Origin of the sequence: Marinicella litoralis, assembly GCF_002591915.1 — a bacterium.
GTDB classification, from domain to species: Bacteria; Pseudomonadota; Gammaproteobacteria; order Xanthomonadales; family Marinicellaceae; genus Marinicella; species Marinicella litoralis.
In genome coordinates this window covers 571,319-589,496 of record NZ_NIHB01000001.1, presented here as the reverse complement: position 1 = coordinate 589,496, position 18,178 = coordinate 571,319, and the positions used below count along the sequence as shown (strand labels likewise).

General features: G+C 43.1%; 15 protein-coding genes. 9 read left to right on the top strand and 6 right to left on the bottom strand.

Going from position 1 to position 18,178, the window contains the following annotated elements:
• Position 1 precedes the first annotated feature (1 nt).
• The 6 genes from CCS90_RS02655 to CCS90_RS02630 all read left to right on the top strand — a co-directional run bounded on the left by CCS90_RS02655 (position 2) and on the right by CCS90_RS02630 (position 4,520).
• Positions 2-556, top strand: coding sequence for a lysophospholipid acyltransferase family protein (locus CCS90_RS02655; protein WP_099017952.1), 555 nt, complete (start codon positions 2-4; stop codon positions 554-556).
• 262 nt (positions 557-818) lie between these two features.
• Positions 819-1,352, top strand: a complete 534-nt coding sequence (gene pal, locus CCS90_RS02650; RefSeq protein WP_099017951.1) for a peptidoglycan-associated lipoprotein Pal — start codon at positions 819-821, stop codon at positions 1,350-1,352.
• A 98-nt stretch (positions 1,353-1,450) separates the two neighbouring features.
• Complete coding sequence (gene ybgF / locus CCS90_RS02645; protein WP_099017950.1) at positions 1,451-2,305, top strand: tol-pal system protein YbgF; 855 nt, start codon at positions 1,451-1,453, stop codon at positions 2,303-2,305.
• Positions 2,302-2,958, top strand: a complete 657-nt coding sequence (queE, locus tag CCS90_RS02640; protein WP_099017949.1) for a 7-carboxy-7-deazaguanine synthase QueE — start codon at positions 2,302-2,304, stop codon at positions 2,956-2,958. Before ybgF ends, queE begins: the two co-directional genes overlap by 4 nt.
• 64 nt (positions 2,959-3,022) lie before the next feature.
• A complete protein-coding gene (gene queC, locus CCS90_RS02635) occupies positions 3,023-3,703 on the top strand; it encodes a 7-cyano-7-deazaguanine synthase QueC (RefSeq protein WP_099017948.1) in 681 nt (226 codons plus the stop codon).
• Positions 3,693-4,520, top strand: a complete 828-nt coding sequence (locus tag CCS90_RS02630) for an MOSC domain-containing protein (protein ID WP_099017947.1) — start codon at positions 3,693-3,695, stop codon at positions 4,518-4,520. The genes queC and CCS90_RS02630 overlap by 11 nt, the downstream gene beginning before the upstream one ends.
• On the opposite strand, the gene CCS90_RS02625 is transcribed toward CCS90_RS02630, so the two are convergent.
• Complete coding sequence (locus CCS90_RS02625; protein WP_099017946.1) at positions 4,488-5,483, bottom strand: YeiH family protein; 996 nt, start codon at positions 5,481-5,483, stop codon at positions 4,488-4,490. The genes CCS90_RS02630 and CCS90_RS02625 overlap by 33 nt on opposite strands.
• A gap of 309 nt (positions 5,484-5,792) precedes the next feature.
• On the opposite strand from CCS90_RS02625, the gene nhaB reads away from it, so the two are divergent.
• Together nhaB and CCS90_RS02615 are read left to right on the top strand one after the other, a co-directional pair.
• Positions 5,793-7,265, top strand: a complete 1,473-nt coding sequence (gene nhaB / locus CCS90_RS02620) for a sodium/proton antiporter NhaB (RefSeq protein WP_099017945.1) — start codon at positions 5,793-5,795, stop codon at positions 7,263-7,265.
• Between the two features lie 96 nt (positions 7,266-7,361).
• The gene (locus tag CCS90_RS02615; RefSeq protein WP_099017944.1) at positions 7,362-11,831 is read left to right on the top strand and encodes a PA domain-containing protein; all 4,470 of its coding nucleotides are present in this window, start codon (positions 7,362-7,364) and stop codon (positions 11,829-11,831) included.
• A 68-nt stretch (positions 11,832-11,899) separates the two neighbouring features.
• Here CCS90_RS02615 and CCS90_RS02610 read toward each other — a convergent pair whose 3' ends face one another.
• A complete protein-coding gene (locus CCS90_RS02610) occupies positions 11,900-13,252 on the bottom strand; it encodes a glutamate--cysteine ligase (protein WP_099017943.1) in 1,353 nt (450 codons plus the stop codon).
• 231 nt (positions 13,253-13,483) lie between these two features.
• On the opposite strand from CCS90_RS02610, the gene CCS90_RS02605 reads away from it, so the two are divergent.
• Positions 13,484-14,956 (top strand): peptide ABC transporter substrate-binding protein, encoded by a 1,473-nt coding sequence (locus tag CCS90_RS02605; protein WP_162846720.1) that lies wholly within the window; start codon positions 13,484-13,486, stop codon positions 14,954-14,956.
• A 39-nt stretch (positions 14,957-14,995) separates the two neighbouring features.
• Here the strand turns inward: CCS90_RS02605 and CCS90_RS02600 are convergent, their stop codons facing one another.
• The 4 genes from CCS90_RS02600 to CCS90_RS02585 all read right to left on the bottom strand — a co-directional run bounded on the left by CCS90_RS02600 (position 14,996) and on the right by CCS90_RS02585 (position 18,092).
• Positions 14,996-15,547, bottom strand: a complete 552-nt coding sequence (locus CCS90_RS02600; protein WP_099017941.1) for a hypothetical protein — start codon at positions 15,545-15,547, stop codon at positions 14,996-14,998.
• A 114-nt stretch (positions 15,548-15,661) separates the two neighbouring features.
• A complete protein-coding gene (locus CCS90_RS02595; RefSeq protein ID WP_133566417.1) occupies positions 15,662-16,360 on the bottom strand; it encodes a class I SAM-dependent methyltransferase in 699 nt (232 codons plus the stop codon).
• A gap of 5 nt (positions 16,361-16,365) precedes the next feature.
• Complete coding sequence (locus CCS90_RS02590) at positions 16,366-17,655, bottom strand: citrate synthase (protein ID WP_099017939.1); 1,290 nt, start codon at positions 17,653-17,655, stop codon at positions 16,366-16,368.
• Between the two features lie 194 nt (positions 17,656-17,849).
• Positions 17,850-18,092: a type B 50S ribosomal protein L31 gene (locus CCS90_RS02585; protein ID WP_099017938.1), complete on the bottom strand. Its 243-nt coding sequence runs from the start codon at positions 18,090-18,092 to the stop codon at positions 17,850-17,852.
• Between the last annotated feature and the right edge of the window lie 86 nt (positions 18,093-18,178).

The window sequence follows — 18,178 nt, the reverse complement described above, 5'->3', positions numbered from 1 at the left end:
AATGTCTTGGATTGCTAAATTTATTTTAAAAATTTTAGGCTGGAAAGTCATCAATGACTTACCGGATGAAAAAAAGTACATGCTGATTGCAGCCCCACACACCAGTAACTGGGATTTCCCTTTGGGTATATTGGTTAAATTTTCACAAAAAGTTAAACTCAACTACTTAGGCAAAGGGGCTTTATTTGATTCACCTTTTGGTTGGTTTTTTCGTGCCTTGGGTGGCATTCCGGTTTATCGCAAAAAGAAACTGAATATGGTCGATCAAATGGTGCAAGAATTCAATAAACGTGAGCACATGATTTTAGCCATGTCGCCAGAAGGAACCCGTTCACACCTTGAGTACTGGAAATCAGGTTTTTATCACATCGCTCACAAAGCAGGGGTTCCAATCGCTATGGCCACCTTGGATTTTGGCAACAAAATGGTCAAACTAGGCAGTGCTTTTATGCCCAGCGGAAACATCCAAGAAGACATGGAACTAATCAGGGCATTTTATGAAAACATACAAGGCAAAAATCCTGAAAAACAAGGACCAATCAGGGTCAAATCATAAATGAATGCCATTGGATTTTCTGTGAATTGAACCAAGCAGCTTGACTCAACTCAACACCCATCGAGACCTAGGACCCTTTTTTATCTGTTTTAAATTTAGCTCTTGAAACAGCAAAAATACGGACTTATTCACATTAATTAGACCAATAATCGGCTTAAATAACCGTAACATCGATAATTAACTAAAATTTTATTCATTTAATGGGTATTTGTTGTAAACTACATCGTTGAATGATATTTCACAAAAACGCCTTGGAGTGACTATGAACAAAATAACAAAATTAGCAATGATACTGATCTTCGCATTAGCGATGACAGCATGTAAAAAAGACGAAGTTAAGCCGCCTATGGATGATGGTAGCGACAACAACAACGACACCGCTGTGGTTGATACTACACCAGTAAGAACTGACGGATTGATTTGTTGTAATGCTGAAGATTTAGATGATCCAAACAGCTTGTTATCACAACGTGTGGTCTACTTTGATTACGACCAAGCCAACATCGCATCAGAATACCGCGAAATGTTGTCACTGCATGCCAGATACTTGCAAGAGAATCCTTCTGCTCGCATGACTGTTGAAGGTCACGCGGATGAAAGAGGATCCAGAGAATATAACTTGGCATTGGGTGAGAAAAGGGGCTATGCAGTCGCTAACTTATTGAACGCACAGGGTGCCGCTTCTGGCCAAGTCAAAGTCGTGAGTTACGGTGAAGAACGACCTGAAGCCACTTGTAGCAATGATTCATGTTGGTCACAAAACCGACGTGGTGTCATCGTTTATACTGCCAAATAATTTTGGTAAAATAAACTTTCACAACGCATGATTGTCAAAAACCCGGCTTATGTCGGGTTTTTTTCATGTTAATTTTAAATAAATTTTAAGAGGTGCTTATGAAACACATTGCATTAATTGTTTTAACCTTGTTGGTCAGCCAAGCTGCTGGCGCACAAAAAATGTCCATTCAAGATCGTCTGAGCAAACTGGAACAGCAATCAGGCGGACAAAGCAATGTAGCCGATTTGGTGATTCAACTACAACAACTACAAACTCAAATTGCACAACTGCAAGGCACCATTGAAGAACAAAACTTTGAAATCAGTGAACTCAAAGAACGACAAAAAGTATTGTATGTTGACATGGATTCCAGGTTGGCTGAATTAGAAAAAACCAAGCTGTCGCAAAACACCAACAATAACAATGAATTGGTGGTCGACAGTGCCATTGAAGACAGCGGCGCACAAACCCAAACGGTAACCATTGCCGACCCCGTGGTTCGTGATTCAGTTGATGCGCAGCTATCAACCAACACCCTTCATCAAAACAACATCAATGCCACTTCAAGTGAAACAGACCCAGCGATTGAACAAAAATACCAAGCCGCTTTCAGTCAATTGAAAGCCGGTCGCTTTAACGAATCAGCGCGCTTATTTGAAGATTTTATTCAACAAAACCCCAATCACGAATTGACAGACAATTCATATTATTGGTTGGGTGAAAGTTATTACGTCACCAGAAATTATCCAATGGCATTGTCGGCGTTTCAATCCCTGGAACAACAATTTCCATTAAGCAGCAAATTGGCCGATTCCTTATTAAAAATCGGTTACACCTATCATGAATTGGAAGATTTTCAACAAGCCGAACAAGCCTTGTTGAAAGTTGTGACCTCATTCCCCAATGAATCGGTTGCTCGCTTGGCACAAAATCGTCTGAACCTACTGAAACGCGAAGGTAAAATTAATTGAAACCCAACAGAGACCAACAGTTAAAAATATTTGAAATTTTTCACTCTTTACAGGGTGAAAGTCATTTCGTTGGTTTGCCCACGGTTTTTGTTCGGTTAACCGGCTGTCCATTGCGCTGTACTTGGTGTGACACTGAATACGCTTTTTTTGGCGGCCAATGGATGACTTTCGATGACATCATCAAACAAGTCAAACAACACAACACACCTTATGTCTGTGTCACTGGTGGCGAACCCTTGGCACAAAAACGGGTGTTCCCATTGATGGATCGATTGGTCGCTGAAGGCTTGACGGTCAGCTTAGAAACGGCTGGTTCATTGAGTGTCGAAAAAGTTAATCCAGCGGTTCACAAGGTGTTGGACTTGAAAGCCCCTGGCTCAGGCGAAGTCAGTAAAAACCTGTATGAAAATTTGGCTTTATTAACCCCAAAAGACCAAGTTAAGTTTGTTATTGCCGATGAAGCTGATTACCTGTGGTCTAAACAAACCATGGATAAATACAAGCTCAATGAGCAATGTCAAATATTGATGTCGCCAGTGGCTGATGTGCTACCAGCCAAACAATTGGCTGAATGGATTTTGGCTGACCAGTTGAACGTCAGGTTTCAAATACAATTACATAAACACCTTTGGGGCGACATCCCAGGTACTTAATTCTTTCCCCATATGATTGACCTTATATACCCCATGACCTCAGCAACAACCCAGGATAATAGCCATGAGTAAAAAGTGTGTGGTACTGCTTTCTGGGGGCTTGGACTCCTCTACTTGTTTGGCCGTGGCCAAAGACCATGGCTATGATTGCTATACCTTGTCTATAGATTATGGTCAACGACATGTGGCTGAGTTGGAAGCCTCAAAAACCATTGCCAAAAACATAACCCCCAATCCACATAAAGTGGTACAAATAAACCTGGATGCCATTGGTGGATCTGCCTTAACAGATGATGACATTGATGTGCCAGATTATGGTGATTCAAATGATGCCATTCCTGTCACATATGTACCTGCCAGAAACACCATATTCCTGTCGACTGCTTTGGCCTATGCCGAAGTGGTGGGTGCCAATGCCATTTTTATAGGCGTTACAGCGGTTGATTATTCTGGTTACCCAGATTGTCGAGCTGAATACATCCAAGCCTTTGAGACCATGGCCAATTTAGCCACCAAGGCTGGCGTTGAGGGACAAAAACTCAGCATCATCACGCCGTTGATCGACTTGGATAAATCACAAATCATTCAACTGGGGCACCATTTAGGTTTTGATTATGGCCTAACAGTCAGTTGTTACAGTGCCAACCGAAAAGGAGAAGCCTGCGGTGTATGTGATTCTTGTCATTACCGCAGAAAAGGTTTTGAGGCAGCAGGGCTTAAGGACCCCACCAGATATGCCAGCTGAAATAAGTCATCTTTACACCTATCCAATCAAGTCTTGTGCTGCCATCAGTCACGATACAATCACCATCAACGCAATGGGCTTAGAAGGTGACCGCAAGTGGATGTTGGTCGATGAAGAGGGTGTTTTTTTAAGCCAAAGAAAGTACCCAAAAATGGCCTTGATTCAACCGCAGCTTACAGATTCAAAACTGACACTGTCGGCACCAGGCATGCAACAATTGTCGATTGATTTGACCACCACTGGGCACAACAGGAATGTCACCATTTGGCAAGACTCGTTGACTGCCCATGTCATCAGCCACCAAGCCAATGACTGGTTTTCAACCTACTTGGGTGTTGCTGTGCAATTGGTTCATTATGCAGCAAACAGTTTTCGCCAAATCGACCTGGCCTTTTCAAAACCTGGACAGCCAGTGGCTTTTGCTGATGGTTATCCCATTTTGTTAACTCATCAAGCCACATTGGAACAGTTAAATAAATCTTTAACTCATGCAGTGGCAATGAGTCGGTTCAGACCGAACATTGTGGTCCAAAGCACAGAACCCGCATGGAGTGAATTGGATTGGAACGAACTTTCGATTGATAACCTGAAATTGAATCTAGTCAAACCATGTGCCAGATGCGTCATGACCGGTATTGAACAACAGACTGGAACCCAGACAGGAACTGAAGTCTTATTGACCTTGAAACAAAAATTCCCTCACCAAGACAAAGCCGTATTTGGCATCAATGCCATTCCTGACACAGCAGGTGTTCATGATTCAAGGTTGCAAGTTGGAATGCACTTATCCATCACTCAAAAACCAGACGCTGAATAGCAGTTGAAAACTGAACACCAGCATCCCCAGTATCAGTAGCTTTCCACCTTGTTGATAAATGTCTTTGACTTTTATCGCTAAACCAATGGCAACCATAGCCAATAAAAACAACACACCACTGACTTCAGACAGACCGGTTTGAATCACGGGAGGAATCCACTGCATGGATGACATGAAGCTCAAGACCAAAAACACCCAAATGAATAATGGCACCAATTTAACCCAGTGAATAGGCACTGGCTCAGCTTGACGGTTCACTTGACCCGCCCTTTTGCTGTACAAGATCAACAGCAACAGCACTGGAATCAATAACAGTATTCGACACATTTTAACCAATACCGCCAAGTGTCCAACCTCATCATTGACACTGAAACCAGCCGCCACCACATTTCCCATGGACTGCAAAGTATTACCAATCAACAAGCCTGCTCCACTGTCATTGACAGTAAAGAGGTAGGGTGCCATCCAAGCAGTTAAAAACACCCCAACAAACCCCAGAAAGTTCACTACAGCCACCACCAACCCGGCTTCAACCGTCGGTGCTTTGATGATTTTTTGCGTGGCCATCACGGCTGCCGAGCCACAAATTCCCTGACCACTGGCCACCAAACAAGCCTGAGCGGGCTGGATATTTAAAATTTTGGCAAAAATAAATGTGACTGAAAAAGTCAAAGCCAAAGATGAAATGATAAACAACAATGTCATGGCATTGATTTCAAGCATGGTAAATACATTCAAGTTAACGCCCAGTAAAGCCACCGCAATCGATAAGGCCTGACTTTCACACCATTTGATACCTGTCTGTAATTTTGTCGGGACAGTGATTATATTACCCAGTGCAAACCCCAACATAATGGCAATTAGGGTGCCGCTTAAGCTAACATATTTGCTTAAGATGACAGCAATGGCAGCCAATACAGCCACCCCTAATACACCTGGAACTCCATTCATAAATTTACCCATATTTGTATTTTAACCCAAGCTTGAGCCCATGCAGTGAAACAAAAAAACATTCAATGAAACACAGCCCCCCATTGATTTAAAATATTCATGTTTCATCGCATTTGGCTGCCGATTATCAAGTAAAAGTAAATCTGAATGCCTGGCCTAAAAAATCAGACCAACTTTTTCATATCATGATTGTTCTCATGATAAAATGCATGGCTTAAATTTTGGCCTAAACCCACAACAACAAAAGGCGGCGGCCAGTTTGGATTGTTTGACCTTGTTCATGTTAAACACCTATGTCAAATTATTAACTTTGGAGCAACCATGCTAAATACCTTTTACACTGAATTTTTAGGCAACAGCCCCAGGTGGTTCAAAAACCTGATTATTGCTTTCTTGGTAACTTGTTACCCGCTGACCTTGCTGTTGGGTGAAACCATTATGGGCTGGGCTTTCATCGCCATGTTTATCATGACATTGGCCTTGGCGCTTAAATGCTATCCATTACAATCAGGTGGCTTGTTGGCCATCGCGGCCTTGGCCATAGGGCTGACCAGTCCAGAAACTGTGTGGTATGAAATTCAACAAAACCTCGGGGTCATCATGCTGCTGGTGTTTATGGTGAGTTTTATTTACTTTATGCAGCCTTTGCTGATTTTCATCTTCGGTAAAATCTTGTTGAAAGTAAAAAATAAAATCATACTGTCATTGATGTTTTCAATTTCAGCGGCTGTCCTTTCGGCCTTTTTAGATGCCTTGACCGTAATGGCCGTGTTGATCACCGTCTTTGTCGCCTTGTATGGGGTTTATGAGAAAGTGCATTCAACGATGAACATTGACTACGATGAAAATGAAGTCAAGGACCGCAAGCAATTGGGTGGCGACACCCTTGAAGAATTCAGGGCATTTCTGCGTTCTTTGGTCATGCACGGTGCCGTCGGTACTGCCTTGGGTGGTGTTTGCACCCAAGTGGGTGAGCCGCAAAATTTATTGATCAGTGAAAAAATGGGCTGGAATTTCGTCCAGTTTGCTTCTGAAATGGCTCATGTCACAATACCTGCTGTGCTGGCTGGCTTGGTAACAGTTGTGCTGTTAGAACTGACAGGTAAATTTGGTTTTGGTGGTAAATTAGACAGTGGCGTTCGAAAAATATTGGAAAACTACTTGTCTGAAGAAGACGCCAAACGCACCCAAAAAGAAAAATACGCGTTGATCGTACAAGGTGTTGCTGGTTTGCTGTTAATTATTGGGCTGTATTTGCATGTGATGCAACCTGGCCTGATTGGTTTGATGTTATTGGTGATGGTAACAGCCTTCACGGGGATTAACGAAGAACATCGCATAGGCCATGCGTTTGAAGAATCATTGCCTTTCGTGTCCTTACTGTGTATCTTCTTTGTGATTGTCGGCATGATTCATGACCAACACTTATTCAAACCCGTGATTGATTGGGTTTTGGCACTGCCCATTGAAGCCCAACCCAAAGCGTTCTTCTTGGCCAATGGTATTTTGTCTGCCATCAGTGACAATGTGTTTGTCGCCACCGTATATATCAATGAAGTCAAAGCACAATACGATGCGGGTAACATCAGCCGGGAACACTTTGACAGCCTGGCTGTGGCCATCAACACCGGGACCAACCTACCCAGCGTGGCCACTCCTAATGGACAAGCCGCCTTTTTATTCCTGTTGACATCGGCTTTGGCACCTGCAATTCGTTTGGGGTACATGCAAATGGTTTGGATGGCCCTGCCATATACCATCGTATTGACAGTCGTCGGTTATATTTTCCAATAAGACAGACCCAAAATAGTAAAGGAAAGCGGCTTGATGCATATTCAAGTCGCTTTTTTTTTGCTACAATTTTTGTACCTTTAAAAAAATGATAAACCCATGCGCACAATTGTTTCATTGACCACCTTGACTGCTTTCATTGCTTTGGCTTATTTCAGCCAACAAAACATCGTTCCGGCCCCATCCAAGGCATTGAAAAGCAAAGACCTCTACAGCAAAACCAAAACACCAAAACGCTATGACCAACCCAGCGAAGCGGCTGCTTGGTTAGCGACCATGCGAAGAGCGCCTGAGGGTACCAACGCAGCACAATTGAATTTAGCCAACTTGAAGCAGATAAAAAATGCCCGAGCAAATAAAGCCAATCAGGAACTTCCTGCTTTGGCCTTTGAGGAATTGGGACCTGGGGTCTTCGGAGGTAGGATTCGTGGATTCGTGATTCACCCCGAACGAGCGGGTCATTTGTTGGCCGGAGGCGTACTGGGTGGCGTGTGGAAATCCACAGACGATGGCCAATCATGGGAAGCCAAAACCGACTTCTTGGAAAACATTGCCATCGGTAGCCTGTTACTTGATCCCGATGATTCAGAAAAAGTTTATATCGGCACCGGCGAGGGCTTTTTTAATTTCGATGCCGCACAAGGCAATGGCATTTTTGTCTCTGAAGATTTTGGCGAAAGTTGGCAACGCTTTGGCAATACCGACAGCGAAAATTTTTATTATGTCAATCGCATGGCAAAAATCCCAAACAGCAATGTCTTTTTAGCCGCCACAGCAACCGGCATATTTCGTTCAACCGATTCTGGTCAAAACTGGACAGAAGTCAGTAACCATAACACCAGCGGCAGGGGCTTTGTTGATTTGAAATTAGACCCAGCAAACCCTGCACATTTATTGGCCAGCCATTTCGGTATTCCCAATGATGTCCTGACCGTCGATATCACCACAGCCAACAACATCAGTGGTTCTAACATCGCCATTCCAGCCTCATTTGGTCCTGATTTTCCAGAAAATGGCATCAGCAACACGTTGGCTACAGCCTCTTATGGCAGTAATAATTTAAACGGCTGTCAAGCCATCACCAGTGACGTCAGCAACAAAATTGCGGTGATGCAAAGGGGTTCGTGTAATTTCACAGATAAAGTCAAAAACGCACAAAATGCCGGTGCCATCGCTGCCATTGTGGTCCAAAGTTCCAGCGAAGACGCCTTTGTCATGGGCGGTGATGATGACACCATCAACATCCCATCAGCCATGGTCAATAAAGATTTCGGTGATGGTATATTGCTGTCTACCACGGCACTTCAAGCCAACGTTGGTCCAAGCCTTTTAGACCCATTGGAACGTTTTGTGATGCGCTCAACCAACCAAGGTCAAAACTGGCAAATTTTAGATCAATCAGATGGATTGCCTGAATCAGGTGTTGAAAGGATTGAAATTGGCTTTGGTACCGACGGCACATCATACCTGGCTGTCTCAACAGAAACCGTTGAATTAGATAACGGCGGCACAGAAGGCACCTTAGGACTGTGGAAATCCCAAGCGCCCAACCACGTGAGCTACAGCAAAACCACATCCAACACCCAATTTGTCGAACGCCAAGGTTGGTATGACCTGGCCATCGCAGTAAACCCCAATGATTCTGATCATGTAGTCATGGGCGCGGTGGACCAATATGCCACCACCAATGGCGGTACCACCATCAACCAAAAGTCATACTGGAGTCCCCAGGCTGGACAAGTCCCTCAGTACATCCATGCCGATCACCACGGCTATTTCTTCAGCCCTCACAACAGCGACCACATTTATGCGGTCAGTGATGGCGGAGTTTCTAAATCAGAAGACGGCGGAACAACTTGGGTGGCTTTAAACAATGGTCTGAACATCTCGCAATCCTATGGCATTGCCGTCAGCCCAGACGGTCAACGAGTCACATCGGGAACCCAAGACAATGGCTCTCAACTGTATTTTGGTGACCAACAAACTTGGTTAGAGTGGCAAGGTGGAGATGGAGGCTACAGTGGCTGGGACCAACAACAAGGACAATATGTTTACGGGTCCTATGTTAATGGACAAATGTACGGTTCAAACAATGGCGGTTTATCTGCTGCTGCAATGGAACTTCCTGATACCGATGGGGCGCGTTTTATTCAACCTTTTGTACTGGATGAAAACAACGGCAACCGCATGTTGGTCGGCACCGACAATGTGTTTTTCACCAACAATGCCAGATTTTTAAGCAACGCCACTTGGCAAGATGTTTCAGATTCAATCAATGGATCTGGCGTGTCAGCGCTCGCATTCAACCCTCATCAAAGCACTGTGGCCTATGCAGGAATGAGTTCTTCTGATTCACTGGGTACCAACCAAATTGTCAAAATATCTGGTCTGGGAACTGCCAATACAGTGACTGATATTTCACCCATTCGTGGTCTCGCGGTGTTTGGTGATGTAGTCACAGACATCAAGGTTGACACCTTTGATACCTCTGGTAACACCTTATACGCCACTTTTGGTGATTATGAAAAAAACCGAATCCTCAAATCAACCGATGGCGGCAACAGTTGGAGCAGCATTGCCAACAACCTGCCCAAAATTCCTTTGTATCAAATATTGAATGATCCCAGCGATGCTGACATGCTGTATTTAGGCAGCGAATTGGGCCTGTGGGTGGGCCAAAAATCTGGCAGCACCTACCAATGGACACAATTTGATTATGGCCCTGCCTCATCTCGTGTGATTGATTTGGTGTGGAACAACGATGAATTGTATATTGGCACCCATGGTCGAGGCACATTTAAAGCCAGTAAAAACCCCATAGCTGTGAGTTTGGTGAAATTCCTTACCACTGATTCAAGCTGTGATGATGACGGCATCTTAGACCGCGGCGAAGCGGGTAAATTAATGGTCTCAGTGACCAATAATTCAGGCAAAAATTTTAACAATGTTGCATTGTCTTTCAATCAACCCAGCTCCATCAGTTTCACCGATGCCAATCAGTCATTTTCATTGGCCGGTTTCGCACAAAAGACCATTGCACTGAACAGTCGCCTGGACAATCAAGCCAGTTGTTTGGCTGATGTAACCATTCCGCTGACCATCACCACCAGTGAAGGCAGTTACAACAGTGCTGTTACAGTCAAAACCAGTGCCAATCAATCATTCGTTAAACACAACTTCACTGATGGTGCAGAAAGTGCTGACAGTTTGATGAAATCAGAATTGGCCTTGGGTAATGACGGTTGGATCAGGGTGACAGACAGCGTGAATTCTGGCAGCAGAAGTTGGTTCACCACCAATGAAGATGCCTATTCAGACAAATCACTGTTGACCCCGTGGATGACCTTTGATGGTGGCGGCAATGTGCTCGAATTTGCCATGTCTTACAACACCGAAGGCAGTAACCAACAACATTGGGATGGCCTGGTTTTGGAAATGAAACTTGAAGGCACTGACAACTGGTTTGACATTGGTCATTTAAGCACTGTTGCATATGATGGACCTTTGTATACCAATAACACCGCCCAAGCTCAGTTTGCTTGGTCAGGTTCTCAGCTGGCTTGGCGGGAAACTTCAGTCAATTTAGGTACGCAATATGTCGGACAAACCGCTCAAATCAGATTCAGAATGGTTTCTGACACCAACACATCTATTGAAGGATTTTGGTTGGATGACATCAGCGTCAGCAATGTCATCACCCAAACCGATGCCGTCTGTGATGAATGCGTCAGCACCACAAACAACAAAATTCCGACCAAAGGCTTATGGTACGATCCCGCGCATGATGGCCACGGTTTCATTGTCGAGGCTGTTGGTGCCAATGATTTGTACTACACTTTGTTTTACACCTATGATGATGCGGGCAATCCTGAGTGGCTCAACTCAGTCACTTCTTTGGCCAATGGGGTGTTGAACCAAAGTTTTGATGCCAACACATTAAGTAAGTTTATCTATGATTATGACGTTGATCCCAATGTGGCAGATCCATTCTTTGCTGACAACTCAATCACAGAAGGCCGTTTATCCATTGATTTTAACTCCAGTGAAGTACAAAACCACCCAGCATGCCAAGATGGTGTCAGCAGACCGTTACAAACCGTTGCTTTGGCCACTTGGCGCATCAACAACGTCACAGAATCTTGGTGTATCGTGCCCATCATCGCTGATGAGGCCAAGCCTGATCCAGACTTTGGTACCGGTTGGTGGGGTGGACAAGCTGAAAATGGTTGGGGATATTCTTTGGCCCAAACCGGTGACGTGATGATTGCTTATGTGTTTTATTATGACGCCGATGGCAATGCAAGATGGGCCACGGGCAGTGCCGGTGGATTTGCCCCGAATAAAGACATCACCATCCCAATGTTTGATGTCAATGCCTATGGACGAACAGCGACGCCTGTGCCTTTTACTTTAACCAGTTCAGGCACAGTGACCTTAAACCTTGCCAACACATTCAGAGATTTGGACACCGATGGTTCCACCACCATAGACGTGACTTACCAAGGTTCAGAAGGTGGTCGATGGTTCCGAGAAAACATCAAAATAATGAACTTATTACAAGAACATTGATTCAACAGTACAAAAAAACCCAGAATAAATTCTGGGTTTTTTTGTGTCTATCACTTTAGTTTTTCTGTTTAGAATGCATAAATCTTGAACAGTTCTTCGATGTTTTTATCCCACACACCATGGTATTTACCGAGTTTTCTCTCAGCCGGCGTCACGTCAGTTTCCGCAATAATTTGTAACGGCTCGAGGTAAATGCTTTCATCCTTACCGCAAGAAGATTTAATGGCTCTTTGCTCCAATCCTTTGCGCGACATAGCCAGCATTTGTAAAGCCAACTCCCTGACATTGGAATCTCTGAATGGGGTATTCAAGCCCAGCTTGGGCACTTGTGAACGCAACAATTCATATTCTTCCATGCTCCAATCACTGATCAAATCATAAGCCAAATCCAATTGGGTTTGGTCATACAACAAACCCACCCACAATGCGGGTAAAGCGCATATTCTGCGCCAAGGACCACCATCGGCTCCGCGCATTTCTAAAAACTTTTTCAAGCGCACTTCAGGAAAAGCGGTGGTTAAATGATCTTCCCAGTCTTTGATCGTGGGGTATTCACCTGGCAACACGGCTAATTTTCCCTGCATGAAATCTTTAAATGAATGACCGGTTGCATCAATGTATTGTCCATTTCGGTAAACAAAATACATGGGCACATTCAACATATAATCCACATAGCGTTCAAATCCCATGTTGTCATCAAACACGAAGGGGATGGTGCCACATCGGTCATTGTCGGTGTCGGTCCAAATCTGTGAACGGTAAGAAACAAAACCATTGCCAGCTCCTTCAGTGAATGGCGAGTTAGCAAATAAAGCCGTGGCCAAAGGTTGAAGTGCCAAGGATACCCTGAACTTCTTGATCATGTCTGCCTCACTGGAAAAATCAAGGTTGGCTTGAATGGTGCAAGTTCTCTTCATCATGTCCAACCCCAAGGTACCGACCTTGGGCATGTACTCGCTCATGATTTTATATCGTCCCTTGGGCATGTATGAAATGTCTTCACGGGTAGCAGAAGGGTGAAAACCCATACCTAAAAAGGCACTGCCTAAAGGTTCGGCAATGGCTTTGACCTCTTTCAAGTGTACCCCAGTTTCAGTACACGTTTGGTGCACATTTTCCAAGGGCGCACCTGACAACTCCAATTGTCCACCTGGTTCTAAGGTGATGGAACAACCTTCTCGTTTCAAGGCAATGATGTGTTCACCTTCGTATTCAGGCTGCCAGTTGAATTGGCTGGCCAAGCCTTGAAGGATGTCTCTGATCCCGCCTTTCTCGGCATAATGTAAGGGCTTTAAGTTCGCTCGATGGAAACCGAATTTTTCATGTTCTGTCCCTACCCGCCATGCGGATTTGGGTTTACATCCTGAGGCCAAGTAATCAACGAGGTCTGCTTTAGAATTTATATGTGGAGCTTGAGACATAATATTGGTGGTTAAAGATGCGAGGTGACCTGATGGCTAAGCATAGTTTGATCATTGGCTAATCGCGGTAAATAATAGTCTTGGAAATAGACTTTTATGGTCAATATAAAAGCATCAATTCAAGAGACCTGTGGTATCAATTTATCATACCAAAAACTGGCACGTATGCCATCATGTTTTAAACAACTTCAAGGATTTATAAATGGTAGCTTTTGTGTTTTAATTCAAGACATGAATTATACCTTACGTTCTTTGTTGTATTTTTTTCTGATCTCCACTGCTGTTTGTCATGCCCAAACCTTTCATCGAGGAAATGGTTCTGAACCCGATTCCTTGAACATCCATCAAGCACAGGGAATCAACAGCCAAAACATCTTATTGGACTTATACGAAGGACTCATGACCTTTGATGCCAAGGGACTGATCATTCCTGGTGCCATCACCCACTATCAAGTTTCAGAGGACCAACTGCAGTGGCATTTTTACCTCAATCCGCATGCAAAATGGAGCGATGGCACATCGCTGACCGCCAACGATTTCTTGTTTGCATGGCAAACAGCCATTGACCCACAAGTGGCCGCACCTTATCGCCAGCTGTTCAATAACTTGATGAGAGATGGTGAGCTCAATGTTACAGCCCCTCATTCACTGCAGTTGCACATCACACTGAATTATCCTGACGCCAGTTTTCTGAACAAATTGGTCTTACCTATTTTCTTTCCCCTGCCTAGCCACAACAATGACCGTCGTGTCAGCAACGGGGCTTTTTACTTAAGTCAGTGGGACATTCAAGAAAAAATTCACCTGCTTAAAAATAAACATTATCACCAAGCAGACAAGGTTCAACTCAAAGAAGTGGTTTACTGGGTCACCGAAAACCAAAACAGCGAGTTATTGCGTTTTCGAGCCAATGAGCTTGATTTGACAGAAACCATACCTGACCATCAAATTGACTGGTTGAAGAAAAATCACCCCAATGAATTGAAAATTGCGCCCTATTATGGCACCTTTTTTTTGGGCTTAAACCTCAATGATTCATTGTTAAATAACCCTAAACTCAGACAGGCACTCAGTGCTTCTATTGATCGCGACATCTTGGTCAATAAAGTCCTTAAATCAGGTCAACAAGCTGCCTATGCCATCATCCCACCAGTCGAACCAACGCCCAAGGATCCATTGATCAATATACCCAAAGCCAAACAATTGTTGGCTGACTCTGGTTTTAACAAGGAGACCGATCATTTAGAAATTTTATACAATAACAGTGACAACCAAAAGAAAGTGGCACTGGCAGTAGCCGCCATGTGGCGACAAAATTTAGGCATAAAAAGCCGATTGAGAAATCAAGAATGGAAAATATTTGTCAACACCCGAAAAAGTCCCAATAAACAAGTCTTCAGGTCAGGATGGATTGCGGACTATTTTTCACCGATAAACTTTTTAGAATTGTTTCACTCCAATTCACACTTTAACTTTTATGGCATGAAGCAACAAAAATATGATGATTTGATTGATGCCATGAACACCACAACAGACCCATCTTTATTGAATAAACTGACAATCCAAGCAGAACAAATTTTATCTGATGAGCTGCCTGTCATACCGCTGTATCATTATGTTTCACGACACCTGGTGGCCAAGCACATCAAGGGATACCATGATAATTTAATGGACAAGCATTTAAGTCGCTATATCAGCAAATAAACGGCCAAGAGGCCGTTTATTTTTCAGCCAACAATGTTGTTACAACATACCATCTACTGATTGGGTGATTGCTTCACCAATGGCGACCATACGCTTGGTTGCTTTGGCCACTTTCTTTTCTGCAGATTTGGGTTTTTTCAACTTATAATGTGTTCCCACATCTTTCATTAAACCCAATCGCCACAGTTCAGTATAGATGGCTTTTGGCGTCAAACTGCCATTGGCATGTTTCTGGCACAACACCTCAAATGATTCTTTGTCATCATTTTTCAGTATTTTCTTGGTATTGTTTTTCTTGCAATAGGCCAACACGTCATCGAAAACACGAGTCACTTTTGAAGGTTTCACATGAATTTGTTCACTGTTTAAATAAGGCGCAATAAAGCGTCTATCTATACCTGTACGTGCCGAAATTTCAACCACAGTTGATTTTTTCTTTTCCTTTTTTGCCTCACGAACCATATGCATTTTATAATACTCTACAAATTCCTTATAGGAGAAATCATTTTGCAAAGTTGCCAGTGCCAAGGTTTTGGCAATACTGGAAACTTGTTGATTCATAGGCGTAGCTTTCACTTCATATTTTTTCATTTTTTATACACACTTTTTTATTCACACACAAACATTATACAAAATGGTTATATAAGTAATCAAAATGTTTGTAAAATAACGTGCATTTTTTATTGAAAATGACGTGAAATACTGTTAAACCAGCTGAAACGCCTCAAAACGACAAGTTTTGCCAATCATTTGGAAAGTGGGTTTTCTTGATATCAAGGGTTTGGCATGAATGGGGCGCTTAATGACCACCCTCTGACATTTGGATTGTAACGCCGATACCAGCAAATCATGGGCATTGTCCTGAGCATCATGATGCAATTTCTGAAAAAGTTGCATGTCCTTTTTGGTTTTTGCTGATTTGGTCTTTACCGGGAACATCGGATCTAAATATATGACATCAAAAACCTGTTCACTCATCACAGCAACAGAATCGCCTTGCATTAACTTAAACCCCAGCTCATCGGTTTGCTTATTGAAACGTGACAAACCATCAGAAAGCAAAGCATGAACAACCGGATTTTGTTCGGTAGCAGTCACTTTAAAACCAGCCTTGTATAACAAAAAGCTGTCTTTTCCCATACCACAGGTTGCATCCAAGATGCTGCACGAATCCAAAGATTTGATGTTACAGGCTTTGATTAAATGCTCACCACCAATGTGTCGCGAAGCACGGTAAGCCATGGGTCCATGAATGAAATCAACATGAACTTTGATGGCTGAATTGTTTTGTTCACGAACAAACAAAACCCCATCCTCAAAGGACAGGGTTAAATGTTCAGGCAATGAATTAAAAATTAAATCAGCATTCAATCCCATCTGGATCAAATGTTGCTTTAGATCCACCTGACTTATCTGTTTTTAAGTGGCACATAGTCTCTGGTCTTGGCACCACCATAAACTTGTCTCGGTCTACCAATTCGAGTGTCTGGTGTTTCGTATTGCTCCAACCATTGCGATGTCCAACCAACTGTTCTGGCTATAGCAAACATAACAGTAAACATTTGTACCGGGATTCCTAATGCTTTATATATGATGCCAGAGTAAAAATCCACATTCGGGTAAAGTTTGCGTGAAACGAAATACTCATCCTTCAATGCAATTTCCTCTAAACGCATGGCCAATTCCAATTGAGGGTCAACTATGCCTAAATCTTCAAGCACTTCGTGACAGGCTTTTCTGATGATGGTGGCACGAGGGTCAAAGTTTTTATACACCCGATGACCAAATCCCATTAATCTAAACGGATCATTCTTGTCTTTGGCTTTGGCGACATACTTATCAATTTGAGAAACGTCACCAATTTCATCCAACATATTCAACACCGCTTCATTGGCGCCACCATGTGCCGGTCCCCATAACGATGCAATACCCGCTGAAATACAAGCGAATGGATTGGCTCCTGTTGAGCCGACCAATCTGACCGTTGAAGTGCTGGCATTTTGTTCATGATCTGCATGTAGAATAAATAACAAGTCCAAGGCTTTAGAAGCCACCGGGCTGATCACATAATCTTCTGCAGGCACACCATACATCATGTGAAGTAAACGATCAGTAAAGCCTAATTTATTTTGTGGGTACATAAAAGGTTGTCCCACATAGTTTTTATAAACAGCGGCGGCCACTGTTGGCATTTTGGCAATCAAGCGGATGGCTGCCATTTTGCGGTCCTCTGCATTATTGACATTCATTCCATCATGGTAGAAGGCTGAAAAAGAACCAATCACACTCATCATCATGGCCATTGGATGTGCATCATATTGAAAGCCTTTCATGAATGATCTGATCTTTTCATGCACCATGGTGTGACGAGAAATCAAGTGATTGAAATCATTGTATTGTTGTGCATCTGGTAATTCACCATTCATTAACAAATAGGTGACTTCCATAAAATTGCTGCTTTCCGCCAATTGTTCAATGGGGTAACCACGATACAACAACACACCTTTGCCACCATCAATAAATGTGATGTCACTTTTACACGCGCCTGTTGCAGCAAAACCAGAGTCATAGGTGAAGTAACCTGTTTGTTTGTGCAAGGTTTTGATATCAAATGTGGGCGGACCCATTTCTGCTCTGATTACAGGTAATTCAGCAGTTTTTCCTTCTGGGGTAATGACTTTTACGACATCTTCACTCATTTACAACTCTCCAATCTTAGGTCTCGATATTTATGGTTTCAAACAATCGTTCATTTTAACACTTTACTGCCATTGAATTAAAGCAGTTTGCTTCTCATGACACAGTCTAATAACGTTTGTAGTGTGGGCTTAATTCAAGATACAAAAAAACCCGAACTGGTCGGGTTTTTTTCTGAATAGCTTTGAAAAGTGTATTATCTTTGGTATCTGCGTTTGAATCGATCAACACGTCCACCGGTATCAGCCACTTTTTGTTGACCGGTATAATATGGATGTGATTTTGATGAAATCTCGATTTTAACTAACGGATACTCATTGCCATCTTCCCATTTGATGGTTTCTTTTGAATGTATACAAGAACGCGTCAAAAATGCAAAATCAGCACTTGCGTCTTGAAATACCACTTCTCTGTATTCTGGATGAATATCTTTTCTCATAACTGTTTCCAATGTTCTGTCTCAAACAAGACGGCGTATTTTAATGTGGCGACTGGCGAATGTAAAGCCCACTTTTCACTTTTTAT